General features: G+C 70.2%; 18 protein-coding genes. 15 read left to right on the top strand and 3 right to left on the bottom strand.

The features are described 5' to 3' along the window. The first annotated feature begins 413 nt into the window (after positions 1-413). The 15 genes from EDF28_RS09200 to EDF28_RS09130 all read left to right on the top strand — a co-directional run bounded on the left by EDF28_RS09200 (position 414) and on the right by EDF28_RS09130 (position 14,900). A complete protein-coding gene (locus EDF28_RS09200; protein WP_123339624.1) occupies positions 414-647 on the top strand; it encodes a hypothetical protein in 234 nt (77 codons plus the stop codon). A gap of 219 nt (positions 648-866) precedes the next feature. After that, positions 867-1,409: an adenine phosphoribosyltransferase gene (locus EDF28_RS09195; protein WP_123292807.1), complete on the top strand. Its 543-nt coding sequence runs from the start codon at positions 867-869 to the stop codon at positions 1,407-1,409. A gap of 55 nt (positions 1,410-1,464) precedes the next feature. Further along, on the top strand, positions 1,465-3,501 hold the full coding sequence (thrS, locus tag EDF28_RS09190) for a threonine--tRNA ligase (protein WP_395875039.1): 2,037 nt from the start codon (positions 1,465-1,467) through the stop codon (positions 3,499-3,501). Beyond that, a complete protein-coding gene (locus tag EDF28_RS09185; RefSeq protein ID WP_123671781.1) occupies positions 3,501-4,070 on the top strand; it encodes an HIT domain-containing protein in 570 nt (189 codons plus the stop codon). The genes thrS and EDF28_RS09185 overlap by 1 nt, the downstream gene beginning before the upstream one ends. Before the next feature lie 13 nt (positions 4,071-4,083). Beyond that, positions 4,084-5,004, top strand: coding sequence for a pyridoxal 5'-phosphate synthase lyase subunit PdxS (gene pdxS, locus EDF28_RS09180; RefSeq protein WP_123292809.1), 921 nt, complete (start codon positions 4,084-4,086; stop codon positions 5,002-5,004). Continuing rightward, a complete protein-coding gene (gene pdxT / locus EDF28_RS09175) occupies positions 4,994-5,605 on the top strand; it encodes a pyridoxal 5'-phosphate synthase glutaminase subunit PdxT (protein WP_123938029.1) in 612 nt (203 codons plus the stop codon). Before pdxS ends, pdxT begins: the two co-directional genes overlap by 11 nt. A 141-nt stretch (positions 5,606-5,746) precedes the next feature. Next, positions 5,747-6,514, top strand: a complete 768-nt coding sequence (locus EDF28_RS09170) for a YebC/PmpR family DNA-binding transcriptional regulator (RefSeq protein WP_111084044.1) — start codon at positions 5,747-5,749, stop codon at positions 6,512-6,514. A gap of 2 nt (positions 6,515-6,516) precedes the next feature. Continuing rightward, complete coding sequence (gene ruvC, locus EDF28_RS09165) at positions 6,517-7,161, top strand: crossover junction endodeoxyribonuclease RuvC (RefSeq protein WP_111084043.1); 645 nt, start codon at positions 6,517-6,519, stop codon at positions 7,159-7,161. Next, positions 7,158-7,778, top strand: coding sequence for a Holliday junction branch migration protein RuvA (ruvA, locus tag EDF28_RS09160; RefSeq protein WP_123938028.1), 621 nt, complete (start codon positions 7,158-7,160; stop codon positions 7,776-7,778). Before ruvC ends, ruvA begins: the two co-directional genes overlap by 4 nt. After that, on the top strand, positions 7,775-8,818 hold the full coding sequence (gene ruvB / locus EDF28_RS09155; protein WP_123938027.1) for a Holliday junction branch migration DNA helicase RuvB: 1,044 nt from the start codon (positions 7,775-7,777) through the stop codon (positions 8,816-8,818). Before ruvA ends, ruvB begins: the two co-directional genes overlap by 4 nt. 91 nt (positions 8,819-8,909) lie before the next feature. After that, complete coding sequence (yajC, locus tag EDF28_RS09150; protein WP_111084040.1) at positions 8,910-9,308, top strand: preprotein translocase subunit YajC; 399 nt, start codon at positions 8,910-8,912, stop codon at positions 9,306-9,308. A 92-nt stretch (positions 9,309-9,400) separates the two neighbouring features. Continuing rightward, on the top strand, positions 9,401-11,152 hold the full coding sequence (secD, locus tag EDF28_RS09145; protein ID WP_123292812.1) for a protein translocase subunit SecD: 1,752 nt from the start codon (positions 9,401-9,403) through the stop codon (positions 11,150-11,152). After that, positions 11,152-12,159, top strand: a complete 1,008-nt coding sequence (secF, locus tag EDF28_RS09140; RefSeq protein ID WP_123938026.1) for a protein translocase subunit SecF — start codon at positions 11,152-11,154, stop codon at positions 12,157-12,159. Before secD ends, secF begins: the two co-directional genes overlap by 1 nt. Continuing rightward, entirely contained in the window at positions 12,159-12,506 is a 348-nt protein-coding gene (locus EDF28_RS09135; RefSeq protein WP_123292814.1) for a rhodanese-like domain-containing protein, read from the top strand. Before secF ends, EDF28_RS09135 begins: the two co-directional genes overlap by 1 nt. 69 nt (positions 12,507-12,575) lie before the next feature. Then, positions 12,576-14,900, top strand: coding sequence for a bifunctional (p)ppGpp synthetase/guanosine-3',5'-bis(diphosphate) 3'-pyrophosphohydrolase (locus EDF28_RS09130; protein ID WP_228505676.1), 2,325 nt, complete (start codon positions 12,576-12,578; stop codon positions 14,898-14,900). A gap of 369 nt (positions 14,901-15,269) precedes the next feature. Here EDF28_RS09130 and EDF28_RS09125 read toward each other — a convergent pair whose 3' ends face one another. The 3 genes from EDF28_RS09125 to deoC form a co-directional block, all read right to left on the bottom strand. Next, positions 15,270-15,860: a type IV toxin-antitoxin system AbiEi family antitoxin gene (locus tag EDF28_RS09125; RefSeq protein WP_185094190.1), complete on the bottom strand. Its 591-nt coding sequence runs from the start codon at positions 15,858-15,860 to the stop codon at positions 15,270-15,272. Between the two features lie 132 nt (positions 15,861-15,992). Beyond that, positions 15,993-16,946 carry an ROK family protein gene (locus tag EDF28_RS09120; protein WP_123938024.1) on the bottom strand — a complete coding sequence of 318 codons (954 nt, stop codon included), beginning with the start codon at positions 16,944-16,946 and terminating at the stop codon, positions 15,993-15,995. A gap of 137 nt (positions 16,947-17,083) precedes the next feature. Beyond that, on the bottom strand, positions 17,084-17,815 hold the full coding sequence (gene deoC / locus EDF28_RS09115) for a deoxyribose-phosphate aldolase (RefSeq protein WP_123938023.1): 732 nt from the start codon (positions 17,813-17,815) through the stop codon (positions 17,084-17,086). Between the last annotated feature and the right edge of the window lie 13 nt (positions 17,816-17,828).

The raw sequence follows: 17,828 nt of genomic DNA, 5'->3' as shown, positions 1-17,828 counted from the left end.
CGTTCCGTGGAATCCGTGGACGCGTCGGCACCCCGTTCCGCGTCCGCTGACCCGGAGCGTTCCGCCTTCTGCCGACATCTGTGTCGTTCGATCCTCGTCTCGTGACGAGTCCGTCGCCTGACACCTCGCGCTGAGCCGTTCTGGCTCGCGTCGAACCGGCTCCGTCGATCGCCGATCGGTCCCGACCCGTGTGCTCCGCGCACGCAATCGGACTGCGTCGATCGTCGCCGGAGAATGTCGGCGGTCGGTGCGACGCTCTCGGTACCGGAAGTCATTCAGTACCGCGTCGTCGGACATTCCTCCGGTGACCGCGGAATGCATTCTCACGCATTCATTTTGTCCTGCCCGTGTTCCGGGCAGTCCACTCCTGCCCGTGTGCCGGGCAACTCCGTCATGCCCTGAAAGGGATCACCGTGTCATCGAAGACCGCCACCCGTCCTCCCGATACCCGCGCAGCGCGCCACCGGGTCTCCCTCACCGACCGCATCGCGCTGCGCATCGGCATGTCGCTCATCATCTGGAGCCGGCGGACCCGCCGGGTCCGTCCGGTGATCGACCACGCAACACGGCTGCAGCTCGACCGCGAGCGGCAGCAGCGCGAGAACGACCTGCTCCTGCAGGCCGCACTCATGCGCGCCTGGCGCTGAGCCGGATCGGACACCCGACCGTCGCACCGTGCGACCGACGCCGTCCCGTGCCCGCTTGGTGGCTCGGTGCGAGGGGACAGCCCCGCACCGAGCCACCGTCGGCGCACCGGCCGACGCAACCGCACCGTGCGCCGCACCGACGACCGGGCACGGCGCGACCGAGCTCGCGCCGTGCGCCGACGTGTCGGACGCACCCCGGGCCTCCCGTACCGTTGGCGGGTGACCGAAACCGCAGCTGCACTCGTCGAACGCCTGACCGCCGTCGTCCCGGACTTCCCGAAGCCGGGGGTGCTGTTCCGCGACGTGACGCCGGTGTTCTCGGACGCCGTGGCGTTCGGCCGCGTGTGCGAGGCACTCGCCGCGCCGTTCGCCGTCGGTGCCGGCTTCGACGCCGTCGCCGGCATCGAGGCACGGGGCTTCGCCCTCGCCGGCGGGATCGCCGCGCAGCACCAGGTGGGCGTGCTCACCGTGCGCAAGGCCGGCAAGCTGCCGGGCGAGGTCCTCAGCGAGCAGTACGCACTCGAGTACGGCGAGGCCGAGCTCGAGCTGCGTCCGGGCCAGCTCCCCGCGGGCACCAGGGTCCTCGTCGTCGACGACGTCCTCGCCACCGGTGGGACCGGCGCCGCCACCATCACGCTGCTCGAACGCGCGGGCTACCAGGCGGTCGGGTTCGCCGCGCTGCTCGAGCTCGACGGGCTGAACGGACGCGAGCGACTCGAGCCGCGCCTGCCCGTCACCACGCTCGGCGCCGTGCCCGCCTGAGCCCCACGCGCGCACTAGTCTTGACGCACCATTTCGATCGAGGAGTCCCATCATCGTGACCGAGTCAGTCGCCGCAGCGCCGGAGAGCGCCGAGCCCGCAGCCGTGCCCCAGGCACCCGAGCCCCGCACCGCGACGACGACCACGACGGGCACCGAGCTCTTCGACGGTGAGCGCGGCGTCGTCGCGATCCGCGTCGACGGTGTCCTCAAGGACCTCGCTGCCGACGTCGCCGCCGGTGAGACCGCCGAGGCCGTCACCCTGCAGGAGCAGGACGGGCTCGACATCCTCCGCCACTCGGCCGCGCACGTGCTCGCGCAGGCCGTCCAGCAGATCAACCCCGAGGCCAAGCTCGGCATCGGGCCGCCCGTCGCCGACGGCTTCTACTACGACTTCGACGTCGCCGAGCCCTTCACCCCCGAGGACCTCAAGGCGATCGAGAAGGGCATGGACCGCATCGTCAAGCAGGCCCAGCGCTTCCGCCGCGTGGTCGTCACGGACGAGCAGGCACGCGAGCTGATGGCGGGGGAGCCGTACAAGCAGGAGCTCATCGGGCTCAAGGGTGCGGCGACCGACGGCGACTCCGGCGAGAGCGTCGAGGTCGGCGCCGGCGAGCTCACCGTGTACGAGAACGTCGACCCGAAGTCGGGCGAGGTCGTCTGGCAGGACCTCTGCCGGGGCCCGCACGTGCCGCACACCCGCTGGATCGGCAACGCCGCGAAGCTCATGCGCGTCGCGGCCGCCTACTGGCGCGGCTCCGAGAAGAACCCGCAGCTGCAGCGCATCTACGGCACCGCCTGGCCCGACAAGGACCAGCTCAAGGCCTACCTGGTGCGCCTCGAAGAAGCCGCCAAGCGCGACCACCGCAAGCTCGGTGCCGAACTCGACCTGTTCTCGTTCCCCGACGAGATCGGTTCCGGCCTGGCGATCTTCCACCCGAAGGGCGGCATCATCCGCCGCGAGATGGAGGACTACTCGCGCCGTCGGCACGAGGAGAACGGTTACTCGTTCGTCTACACGCCGCACATCACCAAGGGCGACCTGTTCGAGACCTCCGGGCACCTCGGCTGGTACAAGGACGGCATGTTCCCGGCCATGCACATGGACGAGGCGAAGGACGAGGACGGCAACGTCACGCGTCAGGGTGCCGACTACTACCTCAAGCCGATGAACTGCCCGATGCACATCCTGGCGTACCGGTCGCAGCCGCGTTCGTACCGCGACCTGCCGCTCCGGATGTTCGAGTTCGGCACGGTCTACCGCAACGAGAAGTCCGGTGTCATCCACGGCCTCACCCGGGTCCGCGGCATGACCCAGGACGACGCGCACATCTTCACCACGCAGGAGAAGATGAAGGAGGAGCTGACCACCACCCTCGAGTTCGTGCTCTCGCTGCTGCGCGACTACGGCCTCGACGACTTCTACCTCGAGCTCTCGACGAAGGACCCGGAGAAGTACGTCGGTGACGACGAGGTCTGGGACGTCGCGACGAACACCCTGCGCGAGGTCGCCGAGGAGTCCGGTCTCGAGCTCGTGCCCGACCCCGCCGGAGCCGCCTTCTACGGCCCGAAGATCTCGGTGCAGGCCCGCGACGCCATCGGCCGCACGTGGCAGATGTCGACCGTGCAGCTCGACTTCAACCTGCCCGAGCGCTTCGGCATCGACTACACCGCGGCCGACGGCTCCCGCCAGCGCCCGGTGATGATCCACCGCGCGCTGTTCGGCTCGATCGAGCGGTTCTTCGGCGTGCTGACCGAGCACTACGCCGGCGCGTTCCCGGCCTGGCTGTCGCCGGTGCAGGTCGTCGGCATCCCCGTCGCGGCTGAGTACGGCGACTACCTCGACGAGGTCATCGCGAAGCTCCGGTCGCACGGCGTCCGCGCCGAGGTCGACCACTCGGACGACCGCATGCAGAAGAAGATCCGCACGCACACCAAGGCGAAGGTGCCGTTCCAGCTCATCGCCGGCGGCGACGACCGCGACGCCGGTGCGGTCTCCTTCCGCTTCCGTGACGGGCGCCAGGACAACGCCGTGCCCGTGGACGAAGCGGTCGACCGCATCCTGACGGCGATCCGCGAGCGCGCGCAGGTCTGATGACGGACGAGCAGGACCCGCTGGTCATCCGGGACGCCGCCACCGGTGCGGCCGTCCCGGATGCCTTCCAGCGCCTGTGGAACCCGCACCGGATGGCGTACATCGACGCCGGGCGCGAGGGCACGGGCCGCGGGCATGCAGACGACTGCCCGTTCTGCGAGGCACCGCGGAAGTCCGACGAGGACGCCCTCATCGTCGCCCGGGGCGAGCACGCCTACGTGCTGCTCAACCTGTTCCCGTACAACAACGGACACCTGCTGGTCTGCCCGTACCGCCACGTGCCGCTGTACGACGAGGCCACGCCGGACGAGCTCCGCGAGATGGGCGAGCTGACCCAGACCGCGATGCGGGTCCTGCGCGCCGTGTCGCACTGCGACGGCTTCAACATCGGCATGAACCAGGGCGAGGTCGCGGGGGCCGGCATCGCCGCACACCTGCACCAGCACATCGTGCCGCGGTGGCAGTCCGACGCGAACTTCTTCCCGATCATCGCGCGGACGAAGTCGATGTCCCAGATGCTCGGGGACACCCGCCGACTGGTCGCCGAGGGCTGGCCGGCAGCGGACTAGACTGATCGGCATCATGAGCGACAGCACCAGCACCTCCGGCACCCCTGGCACCTCGATCACCGGCTCCGACCGCGTCAAGCGCGGCCTCGCCGAGATGCTCAAGGGCGGCGTCATCATGGACGTCGTCGACGCCGAGCAGGCCCGCATCGCGGAAGAAGCCGGCGCGACCGCGGTCATGGCCCTCGAGCGTGTCCCCGCCGACATCCGCGCACAGGGCGGCGTCGCCCGCATGTCCGACCCGTCGATGATCGAGGAGATCATCGCGGCCGTGTCGATCCCCGTCATGGCGAAGGCCCGCATCGGCCACTTCGTCGAGGCGCAGATCCTGCAGGAGCTCGGCGTCGACTACATCGACGAGTCCGAGGTGCTCTCGCCCGCCGACTACGTCAACCACATCGACAAGTGGAACTTCACCACGCCGTTCGTCTGCGGTGCCACCGAGCTGGGCGAGGCGCTCCGTCGCATCACCGAGGGCGCTGCGATGATCCGTTCCAAGGGCGAGGCCGGCACGGGTGACGTGTCCGAGGCCACGAAGCACATCCGCACGATCAACAAGGAGATCGCGGCGCTGCGCCACCTCAAGGAAGACGAGCTCTACGTCGCCGCCAAGGAACTGCAGGCGCCGTTCGAGATCGTGCGCGAGGTCGCCCGCACCGGCAAGCTCCCCGTCGTGCTCTTCACCGCCGGTGGCGTCGCCACCCCGGCCGACGCCGCGATGATGATGCAGCTCGGCGCGGACGGCGTGTTCGTCGGCTCCGGCATCTTCAAGTCCGGCGACCCGGCGAAGCGTGCCGCCGCGATCGTCAAGGCCGTCACCTTCCACGACGACCCCAAGGTCATCGCCGAGGTCTCGCGTGGTCTGGGCGAGGCGATGGTCGGCATCAACGTCGCCGACGTCCCCGCACCGCACCGCCTCGCCGAGCGTGGCTGGTAGCACGACGAGCAGTGCTCGGCCCCGCATCGGGGTCCTGGCACTGCAGGGTGACTTCCGCGAGCACATCGCCTCGTTGACGGAGCTCGGCGCCGACGTGGTGCCGCTCCGTCGCCCCGAGGAGGTCGCGGCGCTCGACGGCGTCGTGATCCCCGGCGGCGAGTCGAGCGTGATGGACAAGCTGTCCCGGGCGTTCGGCGTCGCCGAGCCCCTCGCTGGTGCCATCCGCGACGGCCTGCCGACGTACGGCACGTGTGCCGGCATGATCATGCTGTCGTCGCGGATCACCGACGGCATCAGCGGCCAGCAGACCCTCGATGTGCTCGACACCACGGTTCGTCGGAACGCGTTCGGCAGCCAGAACGACTCGTTCGAGGTCGACGTGCCGATGCCCGAGCTCGGCGACGCCCCCGTGCACGCGGTCTTCATCCGCGCCCCGGTGGTGGAGCAGCACGGCCCCGGCGTCCAGGTCCTCGGCGCACTGGCGGACGGGCAGGTCGTCGCGGTGCAGCAGGGCAACGTCCTCGCCAGTGCGTTCCACCCCGAGGTCGCCGGCGAGGACCGCTTCCACCGCCGCTTCCTCGCCATGGTGCGCAGCGCCTGACGCGGCCCTCGGGCTCTGGGCACGACCGCCCGCGGGCCCTGGGCCCGGCCACCTGCGTGCCCGCACCGGCGGGGCGGGGCGGCGCCGGGCCTCCCGGCTGGGTAAACTGACCCCGACTTTCCGCAAGACGCAAGGAGAACCGTGTCCGGGCATTCCAAGTGGGCGACGACCAAGCACAAGAAGGCCGTCATCGACGGCCGCCGTGCCAAGTCCTTCGCCAAGCTCATCAAGAACATCGAGGTCGCCGCGAAGATGGGCGGCGCCGACCTGTCGGGCAACCCGACGCTGGTCGACGCGATCCAGAAGGCCAAGAAGACCTCGGTCCCGAACGACAACATCGACCGTGCCGTCAAGCGCGGTGCCGGCCTGACCGGTGAGTCGATCGAGTACACGACGATCATGTACGAGGGCTACGCCCCGAACGGCGTCGCGATGCTGATCGAGTGCCTCACCGACAACAAGAACCGCGCAGCGGCCGAGGTCCGGACGGCGATGTCCCGCAACGGTGGCACGATGGCCGACCCGGGCAGCGTCGCCTACAACTTCTCGCGCAAGGGCGTCATCTCGGTCACGAAGACCGACGGCCTCGACGAGGACACCGTCATGACCGCCGTGCTCGACGCCGGTGTCGAGGACGTCATCGACCAGGGCGGCGGCTTCGAGATCATCACCGAGGCGAGCGACCTCGTCGCGGCCCGCACCGCGCTGCAGGACGCCGGCATCGACTACGACTCGGCCGACGCCGAGTTCGTCCCCGGCCTCAAGGTGCCGGTCGACGCCGAGACCGCCCGCAAGGTCTTCCGCCTGATCGACGCGCTCGAGGACAGCGACGACGTGCAGAACGTCTACGCCAACTTCGACGTGCCGGCGGACGTCCAGGCCGAGCTCGACGAGGACGAGGGCGAGTAGCCGTGCTCCGTGTGCTCGGGGTGGACCCCGGGCTCACCCGGTGCGGCGTCGGCGTCGTCGAGGTCGCACCGAACCGGCGCGCACGGCTCGTCCACGTGACGGTCGTGCGCACCCCGGCGGACATGCCGCTCGAACAGCGGCTGCTCCGCATCGCCGACGGCATCGCCGCCGAGATCGACGAGCACCACCCGGACGCGGTCGCCGTCGAGCGCGTGTTCGCCCAGGCGAACGTCCGCACCGTGATGGGCACCGCCCAGGCGGCCGGGCTCGCGCTGCACGCCGCGGCGGCCCGCGGACTGCCCGTCGGCCTGCACACGCCGTCCGAGGTCAAGGCGGCCGTCACCGGCTACGGCAACGCCGACAAGCGCCAGGTGCAGACCATGATCGCGCGCGTGCTCGGTCTCGCCGAGGCCCCGAAGCCGGCCGACGCCGCCGATGCGCTCGCGCTGGCCGTGTGCCATGCCTGGAGGCTCGGATCACCTGACGTCGCCGGCGAACGTGCCACGAACCTCACCCCGGCACAACGCGCGTGGCGCGACGCACAGGGCGGCACCGTCGACTCCCCGCTCGCCCGTGCGGCCGCTGCCGCGGCCCGACCGCGTGGCTCGTCGGCCGCGTCGGTGGGCGGCCGTAGGCTCGGGGCATGATCGCGAGTCTCCGGGGTACCTGCATCGACATCGCCGGTTCCGGCGTGGTGATCGAGGCCGGGGGAGTCGGGTACGCCGTCACCGTGACCCCGGCCCACGCACTGACGATGCGCCACGGGTCCGAGGTGTTCGTCCGCACCGCGATGATCGTGCGCGAAGACGAGCACCTGCTCTTCGGCTTCGAGTCGACCGACGCCCTCCAGGTGTTCGACCTGCTGCGCAGCGTCACGGGTGTCGGGCCCAAGTCCGCGATGGGCGTCCTGGCCCACATGGACCCGTCGCAGGTCGCGAACGCCGTCGCGAAGGACGACGACGGCGCTTTCCGCAAGGTCTCCGGAATCGGTCCGAAGACCGCGAAGCTCATCATCCTCGCGCTCACCGGCAAGCTCGCGGCGTTCGAGCAGGCTGCTGTGGTCACCGCCGGTCGTGGCACTGCTGCCCACCCGGCCGCGACCGACGTCGTCTCCGCACTGATCGGCCTCGGCTGGCGCGAGGACGCAGCACAGACCGCCGTCGACGACACCGTCGCGAACGAGCCAGGGGCCGCAGCCATGGGCACGCAGGCGCTGCTCCGCGCCGCGCTCGGTGCGCTCCGGCCCGCCGGTGCCGGTCGATGAGCGGCATCACGTCAGCCGGAGCCGAGTCGCAGGAAGAACTCGCGTTCGAAGGTGCACTCCGGCCGCGGTCGCTCGACGAGTTCGTCGGCCAGCGGAAGGTGCGCGGGCAGCTCGACCTGCTGCTCAAGGCGGCCGGCATGCAGGACCGCACCCCGGACCACATCCTGATGGCGGGTCCTCCCGGCCTCGGCAAGACCACGCTGGCGATGATCGTCGCGCACGAGACCGGCCGTCCGTTGCGGATGTCGAGCGGTCCGGCGATCCAGCACGCAGGTGACCTGGCTGCCGTCCTGTCCTCGCTCGTGCCGGGCGAGGTCCTGTTCATCGACGAGATCCACCGGATGGCGCGCTCTGCGGAAGAGATGCTCTACCTGGCGATGGAGGACTTCCGGATCGACGTCATGGTGGGCAAGGGCGCCGGCGCGACGAGCATCCCGCTCGACCTCGCGCCGTTCACCCTGGTCGGTGCCACCACCCGCGCCGGCCTGCTGCCGAACCCGCTCCGCGACCGCTTCGGCTTCACGGCGCACCTCGAGTTCTACGAGAAGGACGAACTCGAACAGGTCCTGATCCGCGCCGCGCACCTGCTCGAGCTCGACATCGACCGATCGGCGCTGCGGGAGATCGCCGGGCGTTCCCGGGGCACCCCGCGCATCGCGAACCGGCTGCTCCGCCGGGTGCGCGACTACGCCCTCGTGCACCGCACCACCCACGGAATGGCGGCCGTCCAGGGTGCACTCGACCTGTACGACGTCGACGAGCTCGGGCTCGACCGCCTCGACCGCGCCGTGGTCGAGATCATGCTGACCCGCTTCGACGGCGGACCGGTGGGGCTGAACACCCTCGCGGTCTCGGTCGGAGAAGAGTCCGAGACCATCGAGTCGGTCGTCGAACCCTTCCTCGTCCGGGTCGGTCTGGTCACGCGAACCCCGCGCGGCCGCATCGCGACCCCGGTCGCGTGGCGGCACCTCGGCCTCACCCCCGGGCAGGGCGTCGGGCCGCTCCCGGGCCTGTTCGACGACACCGACACCACCGACTAGCGGCCGATCGGTCGGGTGACATGCCACGCACAGTGGCGTGCCCTAGACTGCTACGGCCCGAAACCGAGCAACCAGAGAAGGCAACTGCATCATGGGTCAAGAAGTCATCCTCATCGTCATCGTCGTGGCGTTCGCGGCCTTCATGTTCTACAACAGCCGCAAGCGCAAGAAGCAGCAGGGCGAGCTCGCCACCAAGATGGTGCCGGGTGCTCGCGTGATGCTGTCCTTCGGCCTGTACGGCACGCTCCTCTCCGTCGACGACGAGAAGGTCACCGCCGACGTCGAGATCGCCCCCGGCACCGTCGTCACCGTGCACCGCCAGACCCTGTCGCGCGTCGTCGACGACAGCGCCTCGGACATCGAGACCACCGCGACGCCGGAGGACGAGGCCAAGCCCGTCGCCGAACTCAACGGGGAGCCGGTCTACGGCGAGCGGGTCGACAACGACCGCCTCGACGAGACCGACTCGAAGCGCAAGTCCGACGACTGACGCCCTCGGCCGCCGGGTCGTCTGACCCGGCGGCTTCCCTCTGCCGTCGTGCCTGAGCGCCGACGGTCCTGAACAGAAAGACGAGACGACCGGTGGCACGATCGACACCCGTCAAGAAGGCGCTGCGCTCGCTCACCTGGTTGGTGATCCTGATGGCGATCCTCGCCGGCCTGAACACCGCCGCGACGATCCTCGCCGGCAGCTCGAAGGACGACACGGACAAGTGGTACCAGGGCGCGAGCTGGGTTCCGGAGCTCGCACTCGACCTGCAGGGCGGCACGCAGCTGACCCTCGCGGCGCAGAACACCGAGGGCGACTCGGTGACCTCGCAGCAGCTGCAGCAGGCGGTGGAGATCATCCGCCAGCGCATCAACGCCACCGGCGTCTCCGAGACCGAGATCAACACGCAGGGTGCGAACAACATCGTCGTGTCGATCCCCGGTCGGCCCGACAAGGCCACGATCGACCGCATCGAGGCAGCGGCGAAGCTGACGTTCCGCCCCGTGCTCTTCACCGAGGCCGCGACGAACTCCGCCGTCGGTGACGACGGGAAGTCCACCGCCTCGCCGACGCCGTACTCGCCGCCCGCATCGCTCGCGGCGACGCCGAGCGCGAAGCCGACGAACGCCAGCGACGTCAACTGGATCACCCCGGCGCTGCAGGACCTGTACACCAACTACAACTGCGCGGCTCCGGACGACGTCACCTCGGCGCCGGACGACGAGCCCCTCGTCACGTGTGACGCCGACGGTGCGTCGAAGTACATCCTCGGCCCGGTCGAGGTCTCCGGTGCGAACATCAGCAACGCCACCTCGGGTCTGGCCACCGACTCGCAGGGCACGTCGACGGGCCAGTGGGCCGTCAACCTGACCTTCGACGGCCAGGGCACGAAGGACTTCCGCACCGTCACGAACCGCCTCGTCTCGCTGCAGGCACCGCAGAACCAGTTCGCGATCGTGCTGGACGGCTCGGTCATCACGGCCCCGTCCACGAACTCCGCCATCACCAACGGCAAGGCGCAGATCACCGGCTCGTTCACAGCCGAGTCGTCGAAGACGCTCGCCGACCAGCTCAAGTACGGTGCGCTGCCGATCAACTTCCAGGTGCAGTCGAACGAGAACATCTCGGCGACGCTCGGAACGGCGCAGCTCATCGGTGGTCTCGTCGCGGGCCTGATCGGCCTCGGCCTGGTGATCATCTACTCCGTCATCCAGTACCGGGCGCTCGCGTTCGTCACGGTGCTCTCGCTCGGGGTGGCAGCCGTCCTGACCTACCTGGTCATCGCGATCATGTCGTGGCGCGTCGACTACCGCCTGTCCTTGGCGGGTGTGGCGGGTCTGATCGTCGCGATCGGCATCACGGCGGACTCGTTCATCGTCTACTTCGAACGCATCCGTGACGAACTCCGCGACGGTCGCGCACTCGAGAGTGCGGTCGAGTCCGGCTGGAAGCGCGCACTCCGCACGATCCTGGCGTCCGACGCGGTGAACTTCCTCGCCGCCGTCACCCTGTACGTGCTCGCGGTCGCCGACGTGAAGGGCTTCGCGTTCACGCTGCTCCTCACGACGCTGATCGACATCGTGGTGGTCGCGCTCTTCACCCACCCGATGATGCAGCTCATCTCCCGCACCCGGTTCTTCGGCGAGGGGCACAAGTTCAGCGGGCTCGACCCAGCGGCGCTCGGTGCGGTCTACAAGGGGCGTGCGCAGTTCCGCGCCCCCGTGGTGGACGGCAAGCGCCAGCGCAGTGCCGGTGAGGCGCAGCGCCGACAGACGATCGCGGAGCGGAAGGCCCAGCAGGCCTCCGGCGACAACGGCTCGACGCCGGACGGGAAGGACGACTGATGGCCAGCTTCAGCCAGTTCGGCAGCGACCTCTACACGGGGAAGCGGTCGTACGACATCATCGGACGACGCAAGACCTGGTACCTCATCGCGCTCATCATGATCGTGATCTCGCTCGCCACCCCGTGGCTGCGCGGCGGGTACCAGCTCGGCATCGAGTTCACCGGCGGTTCCGAGTTCACCCTGTCGGACGTCAAGAACACCGACCAGAGCATCGCGACGGACACCGTCGAGCGGGTCGTCTCGGACGAGATCCCGCGCGTCTCCCAGCTCGGCACGCACGGCATCCGCGTGCAGACCGGCCAGCTCACCGACCGTCAGACGACCGAGGTGCAGGACGCCCTGGCCGAGGCGTACGACGTGCCGGAGAGCCAGGTCGCCGCGACGTTCATCGGTGCCACGTGGGGCGCCGACGTGCTCGCCCAGGCGATCCGCGGTCTGGTGATCTTCCTCGCCCTGGCCGCCGTCTTCATGACGCTGTACTTCCGCACCTGGAAGATGTCGCTCTCCGCGATGGCCGCGCTGGTCCACGACCTGTTGATCACGGCCGGTGTCTACGGCATCGTCGGGCTCGAGGTCACGCCCGCGGCGGTGATCGGCTTCCTGACGATCCTCGGGTACTCGCTCTACGACACCGTCGTGGTCTTCGACAAGGTGCGTGAGAACACCTCTCAGGAGTCGATCCGCACGTTCAAGCAGTCGGTGAACCTCGCGGTGAACCAGACGCTCGTCCGCTCGATCAACACCTCGGTCGTGGCGCTGCTGCCGGTCGCGGCGATCCTGTTCATCGGGTCGTACGTGCTCGGTGCGGGCACGCTCCGCGACATCTCGCTCGCACTGTTCATCGGCATCATCGTCGGCACCTACTCGACGATCTTCATCGCGTCGCCGATGTACGCCCAGCTGCGCGAGAACGAGCCGAAGATCAAGCAGGCCGACGCCAAGAAGGTCCAGGCGGCCGAGAAGCGCCAGCGCGAGGTCGACGCCGACGCGAAGGCGACCGCCTGATGCCGATCGAGATCACCGAGGTCGACGTCGCCGAGGCGCGTCGTCGGCTCGAGTCGGGGTCGCGGCTGTTCGACGTCCGTGAGCAGGGGGAGTGGGACGAGGTCCACGCTCCCGAGGCAACGCTCGTCCCGATGTCCGAGCTGGTGAACCGCTGGCAGGAGATCGACGGCGGCGACGAACCGGCGATCATCGTCTGCCACTCGGGTGCTCGTTCGGCCCGGGTGGTCGCGGCACTCGAACAGTCCGGCGTCTCCGCGGTCAACCTGACCGGCGGCATGGTCGCGTGGGAGCAGTCCGGCGCACCGGTGGTCCGCGACGCCCAGGGCGAACCGGGTCACGAGCACTGACCGGACACGCGTAGTGTTGGCGGATCGAGCTCGGATCGAGCTCTCGGACCGAGTCCTGGGAGGCGCATCATGACGGACACCCGCGAAGAGCCGTCCGCGCCGAGCCGCCCCGGCTCCGCCCAGCGGCCGACCAGCCCCCTCGGACCGAACACGACGGGCAACCTCGGTTCCCTCCGGTCGCTGCTGCCGCGCCTGTTCTCCCGCGCCCAGCCGGCCGGTGCCGTGGACACCCTGATCCGCACGGTGCGCTCGCACCATCCCAAGGCCGACGTCACGCTCATCGAGCGCGCGTACTCCGTCGCCGAGCGCGCGCACGACGGTCAGAAGCGCAAGTCCGGCGAGCCGTACATCACACACCCCGTCGCGGTCGCCCAGATCCTGGCCGACCTGGGCATCGGGCCGATCACGATCGCCGCCGCGCTGCTCCACGACACGGTCGAGGACACCGACTACCAGCTCGACCAGCTGCAGGTCGACTTCGGCGACGAGATCGCCATGCTCGTCGACGGCGTCACGAAGCTCGACAAGGTCAAGTACGGCGACAGCGCCCAGGCCGAGACGGTCCGCAAGATGGTCATCGCGATGTCGAAGGACATCCGCGTGCTGGTCATCAAGCTCGCCGACCGGCTGCACAACGCCCGCACCTGGGGCTTCGTCGAGTCCACCTCCGCCACCCGCAAGGCGAAGGAGACGCTCGAGATCTACGCGCCCCTCGCGCACCGGCTCGGCATCCAGATGATCAAGCTCGAGCTCGAGGACCTGTCCTTCGCGGTCCTGCACCCGAAGCTCTACGTCGAGATCGACAGCCTGGTCAAGGAACGGCAGCCGAAGCGCGAGCAGTTCGTCCAGAACGTCATCGGCACGCTCAAGAAGGACCTGAAGGCCGCGAAGGTCCGCGGCGAGGTCATGGGGCGGCCGAAGCAGTACTACTCGATCTACCAGAAGATGATCGTGCGGGGTCGCGAGTTCGACGAGATCTACGACCTCGTCGGCATCCGGGTGCTCGTGCCCACGGTGCGCGACTGCTACGCCATGCTCGGTTCGGTGCACGCGCGGTGGACGCCGCTGCCCGGCCGGTTCAAGGACTACATCGCGACGCCGAAGTTCAACCTGTACCAGTCGCTGCACACCAGCGTGCTCGGGCCGCAAGGGCGCCCGGTCGAGATCCAGATCCGCACGCACGAGATGCACCAGCGCGCCGAGTTCGGTGTCGCCGCGCACTGGAAGTACAAGCAGCGTGCCGCCGGCCGAGACGTCGGGACCTCGTCGACCACCGACGACCAGGACATGGCGTGGCTCGCGCACATCACCGACTGGCAGGCCGAGACGAGCGACCCGGGGGAGTTCCTCGACTCGCTCCGCTACGAGATCGGCGCGAAGGAGACCTACGTCTTCACGCCGCAGGGCAAGGTCATCGGCTTGCCCGCCGGCGCCACCCCGGTGGACTTCGCGTACGCCGTGCACACCGAGGTCGGGCACCGCACCATGGGCGCCAAGGTCAACGGTCGCCTCGTCCCGCTCGAGAGCTCGCTGTCGAGTGGCGACGTCGTCGAGATCTTCACGTCGAAGAACCCCGACTCCGGTCCGTCGCAGGACTGGCTGAAGTTCGTCAAGAGCCCCCGGGCGCGGAACAAGATCAAGCAGTGGTTCACCAAGGAGCGCCGCGAAGAGGCGATCGAGCAGGGCCGCGACGCCATCGCCCGCGCCGTGCGCAAGCAGAACCTGCCGCTCCAGCGGATCATGAGCCAGGACACCATCGCCGAGGTCGCCTCGTCGATGCGGTACGACGACGTCTCGGCCCTGTACGCCGCGGTCGGCGAGGGGCACGTCTCGACGCAGTCCGTCATCGAGAAGGTCCTGGGCAGCGTCCAGAGCGACACCGAGACCGACGAGCCGGAGCTCACGTTCCCGCGCCAGGTCACGAGCCGACAGCTGCGCACGAGCGACAGCGGCGTGCTGGTGCGCGGTGCGCCGGACATCCTGGTGAAGCTCGCGAAGTGCTGCACGCCGGTGCCGGGCGACCAGATCGTCGGGTTCATCACCCGCGGCCAGGGCGTCTCGGTGCACCAGTCGTCGTGCACGAACGTCAAGTCCCTGATGAACGAGCCCGACCGGATGATCGAGGTCGAGTGGGCCCCGTCGTCGAAGTCGGTGTTCCTCGTGCAGATCCAGATCGAGGCGCTCGATCGGTCGGGGCTGCTCAGCGACGTCACCCGGGTGCTCACCGACCACCACGTCAACATCCTGTCGGCGACGGTCTCGACCTCGTCCGACCGGTTGGCGCTCAGTCGGTTCGTGTTCGAGATGGGTGACACCATCCACCTCGACCGGGTGCTGAACGCGGTCCGACGCATCGACGCCGTCTACGACGTCTACCGCGTCAGCGCGGGCTGAGCACGGCCACCGCCGCGGCAGTGCCCCGCGCGGCACGACCATCCGTCGGTCGCGACACGTCGCGCGGGCCCCGTCGACCGGTCACAAACCGTCGGCTGCGGCCCCGCCGACCGACAGTTCGCGACCACTCGGCGGACGCGAGCGGGGTGTTGTGACCGCTCGCACGCTCCGGACGGGAGGCCCGTGGCGCCCCCGCCCCGCGCCTCCCGCCCGACGTCCGGCCGACGCCCGACCATCCGCCGGTCGTGACTCGTCGCGCGGGCCCCGTCGACCGGTCACAAACCGTCGGCTGCGGCCCCGCCGACCGACAGTTCGCGACCACTCGGCGGACGCGAGCGGGGTGTTGTGACCGCTCGCACCCGCGACGCACTACCGGACAACGCCCCCAGCGCCCCCAGCGCCCCCAGCGGCGTCCTGCAGCCCCCGCAACCGCCGCTCGGCCTGCCGCACCATCGGGATCGTCCCGAGGGCGGTCAGCCGCACCTGCAGTTCGGCCGCGGTGACCGCCCCGATCGCCAGCAGCCCGTGCACGGCCGTCGCCTCGGCCTCCCCGAACGCGCCGGCCGAGAGGCCCGGCATCCGGAGCAGGTCGACCGCGGTCCGCGCCGGCATCGTGACCCGCAGCCCTCCGAGGACGGCGCTGTCGTCAGCCTGGATCCGGACCTCCCGCAGGCGCACGTCCGGCCCGACGTGCACGCGGACCTGCGGCGGGATGCAGGCCTCGAACGGTGCCGGCAGTCTGGACGCCGCACCCCAGATCCACGCGGCAGTCAGGGTGCAGGCGATCAGCCGCCCATCCCGCAGGACCCAGGCGGCAGCGGCGGCACGCAACGACGGCGTCTGCGGCTCGGCAGGGGAGGCCCAGCACGGTCCGACTGGGACGAGTTCGCCGGCGAGGACCGCCGCACGCAGCTCGGGCTCCGGCCAGTCGTCACTGGTCAGCAGTCGCGGGCGGGGCACCCGCACATCCTGCCCGACCTGCGCACGCGACCGACATGCCTGTGGACAAGCCGCGGACCGGCCTGGAGGCCCGTGGCGGGCCCGCACCGCGCCTCCAGGTCGGCGTCGGCGCGGTCCGCTCAGCGCAGGACGTCAGCGCAGGACGTCGGCGCGGTGCACGAGTGCTGCGGCGCCGATGAGCGGGCCGTCCTGCGACAGCGCCGTCGGCACGATGCGCACCTTCGTCACGAACCCGAACTCGACGCGCTCCGCCACCGCTTCGCGTGCGTACTCGAACAGGTCCGGCGTGACGTGGGAGAACCCGCCGCCGATCGCCACGACCTCGAGGTCGACGAGGCTCGTCGCCGCTGCGATCGCCTGCCCGAGCGCCCGGCCGCTGCGCTTGACCGCGGCGACCGCGATCTCGTCGCCGGCTGCGTACGCCGCCGACAGTTCTTCGCCGGTGGACCCGTCGAACCCCTGGCGCTGCGCCCAGGCAACGGTCTTCGGGCCGCTGGCGATCGCCTCGAGGCAGCCGGTGCCGCCGCACGCGCACGGATCGTCGTAACCGCCGCACTCCACGTGCCCGATGTGCCCGGCGTTGCCCGTCGGGCCGCTGACGGTCCGGCCGTGCAGGATGAGGCCACCGCCGACGCCCGTCGACACGATCATGCCCATGACGTGGTCGTACCCCTGCGCCGCACCGACCCAGTGCTCGGCCAGCGTGATCGCCAGGCCGTCCATGCGCAGCGTGACCGGCACGCCCTCGGGCACGAGCGCGGCGATGCGGTCGCGCAGCGGGTGGCCGCGCCACACCGGCATGTTGAGCGGGGAGACGAGGCCGTGCTCCTCGTCGACGGGGCCGGCCGAGCCGACCCCGACGCCGACCAGGGTCGCGTCGGTGGGGACCGTGGCGAGCGCGCTCGTCACGACCTCGTCGACGGCGGCCTGCAGCTCGTCGGACGTACGCTGCGGCCCGGTGGGGCTGCGGAAGCGCGTGCCCGGCAGGACGACGCCCTGGTCGGTGACGAGCGCGGCCTCGACCTTGGTGCCGCCGAGGTCGACGGCGAGTGCGAGGGCGGGGGGCTGGGGTGCGGTGCTGGACATGCGCGCTCCGATGCGGCGGTCTGGAGGCCCGGGGCGGCTCCCGGACGCGGCGTCGCGTCCGGTGGGCCCCGGCCTGGCAGGTGGTGGGTCGGTCGGGTCAGGTCGTCGTGCGGTGGATCAGGTCATGTCGCGGTGGGTCAGTAGGAGCTGGTGTCGTCGCCCTGCGACGACGCGGCACCGGTCTCGACGCGGTGCGCGACCTCGTCGAGGATGCGCGCGGACGCACTCGTGCCGATGCGGTTCGCCCCGGCGTCCACCATCTCGAGCAGGGTGTCGAGCCCGCGGACACCGCCCGAGGCCTTCACGCCCGTGTCGGCACCGACCGTGCGGCGCATCAGCGCGATGTGCTCGGTCGTCGCCCCGCCGCCGGCGAACCCGGTGGAGGTCTTCACGAACGCGGCACCGGCGGACTGCGCGGCACGCGAGGCTGCGACGATCTCGTCGTCGGTCAGGAACGCGGTCTCGAGGATCACCTTGACGACGGTGGACCCGGCGGCGTCGACGACGGCGCGGATGTCCTGCTCGACGCGCTCCCAGTCGCCGGACTTCGCGGCGCCGATGTTCTGCACCATGTCGAGCTCGAAGGCGCCGTCGGCGAGGGCCTGCAGCGACTCGGCGACCTTGGCCGCGGTGGACGTGGTGCCGTGCGGGAAGCCGATGACCGTCCCGACGCCGACGCCGGTGCCCCGGAGACGCTCGACGGCGTAGGCGACGTCGCTGGGCCGGACGCACACGCTGAAGACCCGGTACGCGGCGGCTTCGTCGAGCTGGGCGTCGACGTCCGAGCGGGTGAGCTCGGGCTTCAGGATCGCGTGGTCGATGAGGCCGCGGACGGCATCGGCGGTGACGGGGAAGGCTGCGTTGTCCACCCGGCAAGCCTAC

It is taken from the genome of Curtobacterium sp. PhB137 (assembly GCF_003814955.1).
GTDB lineage: Bacteria > Actinomycetota > Actinomycetes > Actinomycetales > Microbacteriaceae > Curtobacterium.
The sequence above is the reverse complement of the archived record's forward strand: the minus strand, read 5'-3'. Positions and strand labels throughout refer to the sequence as shown.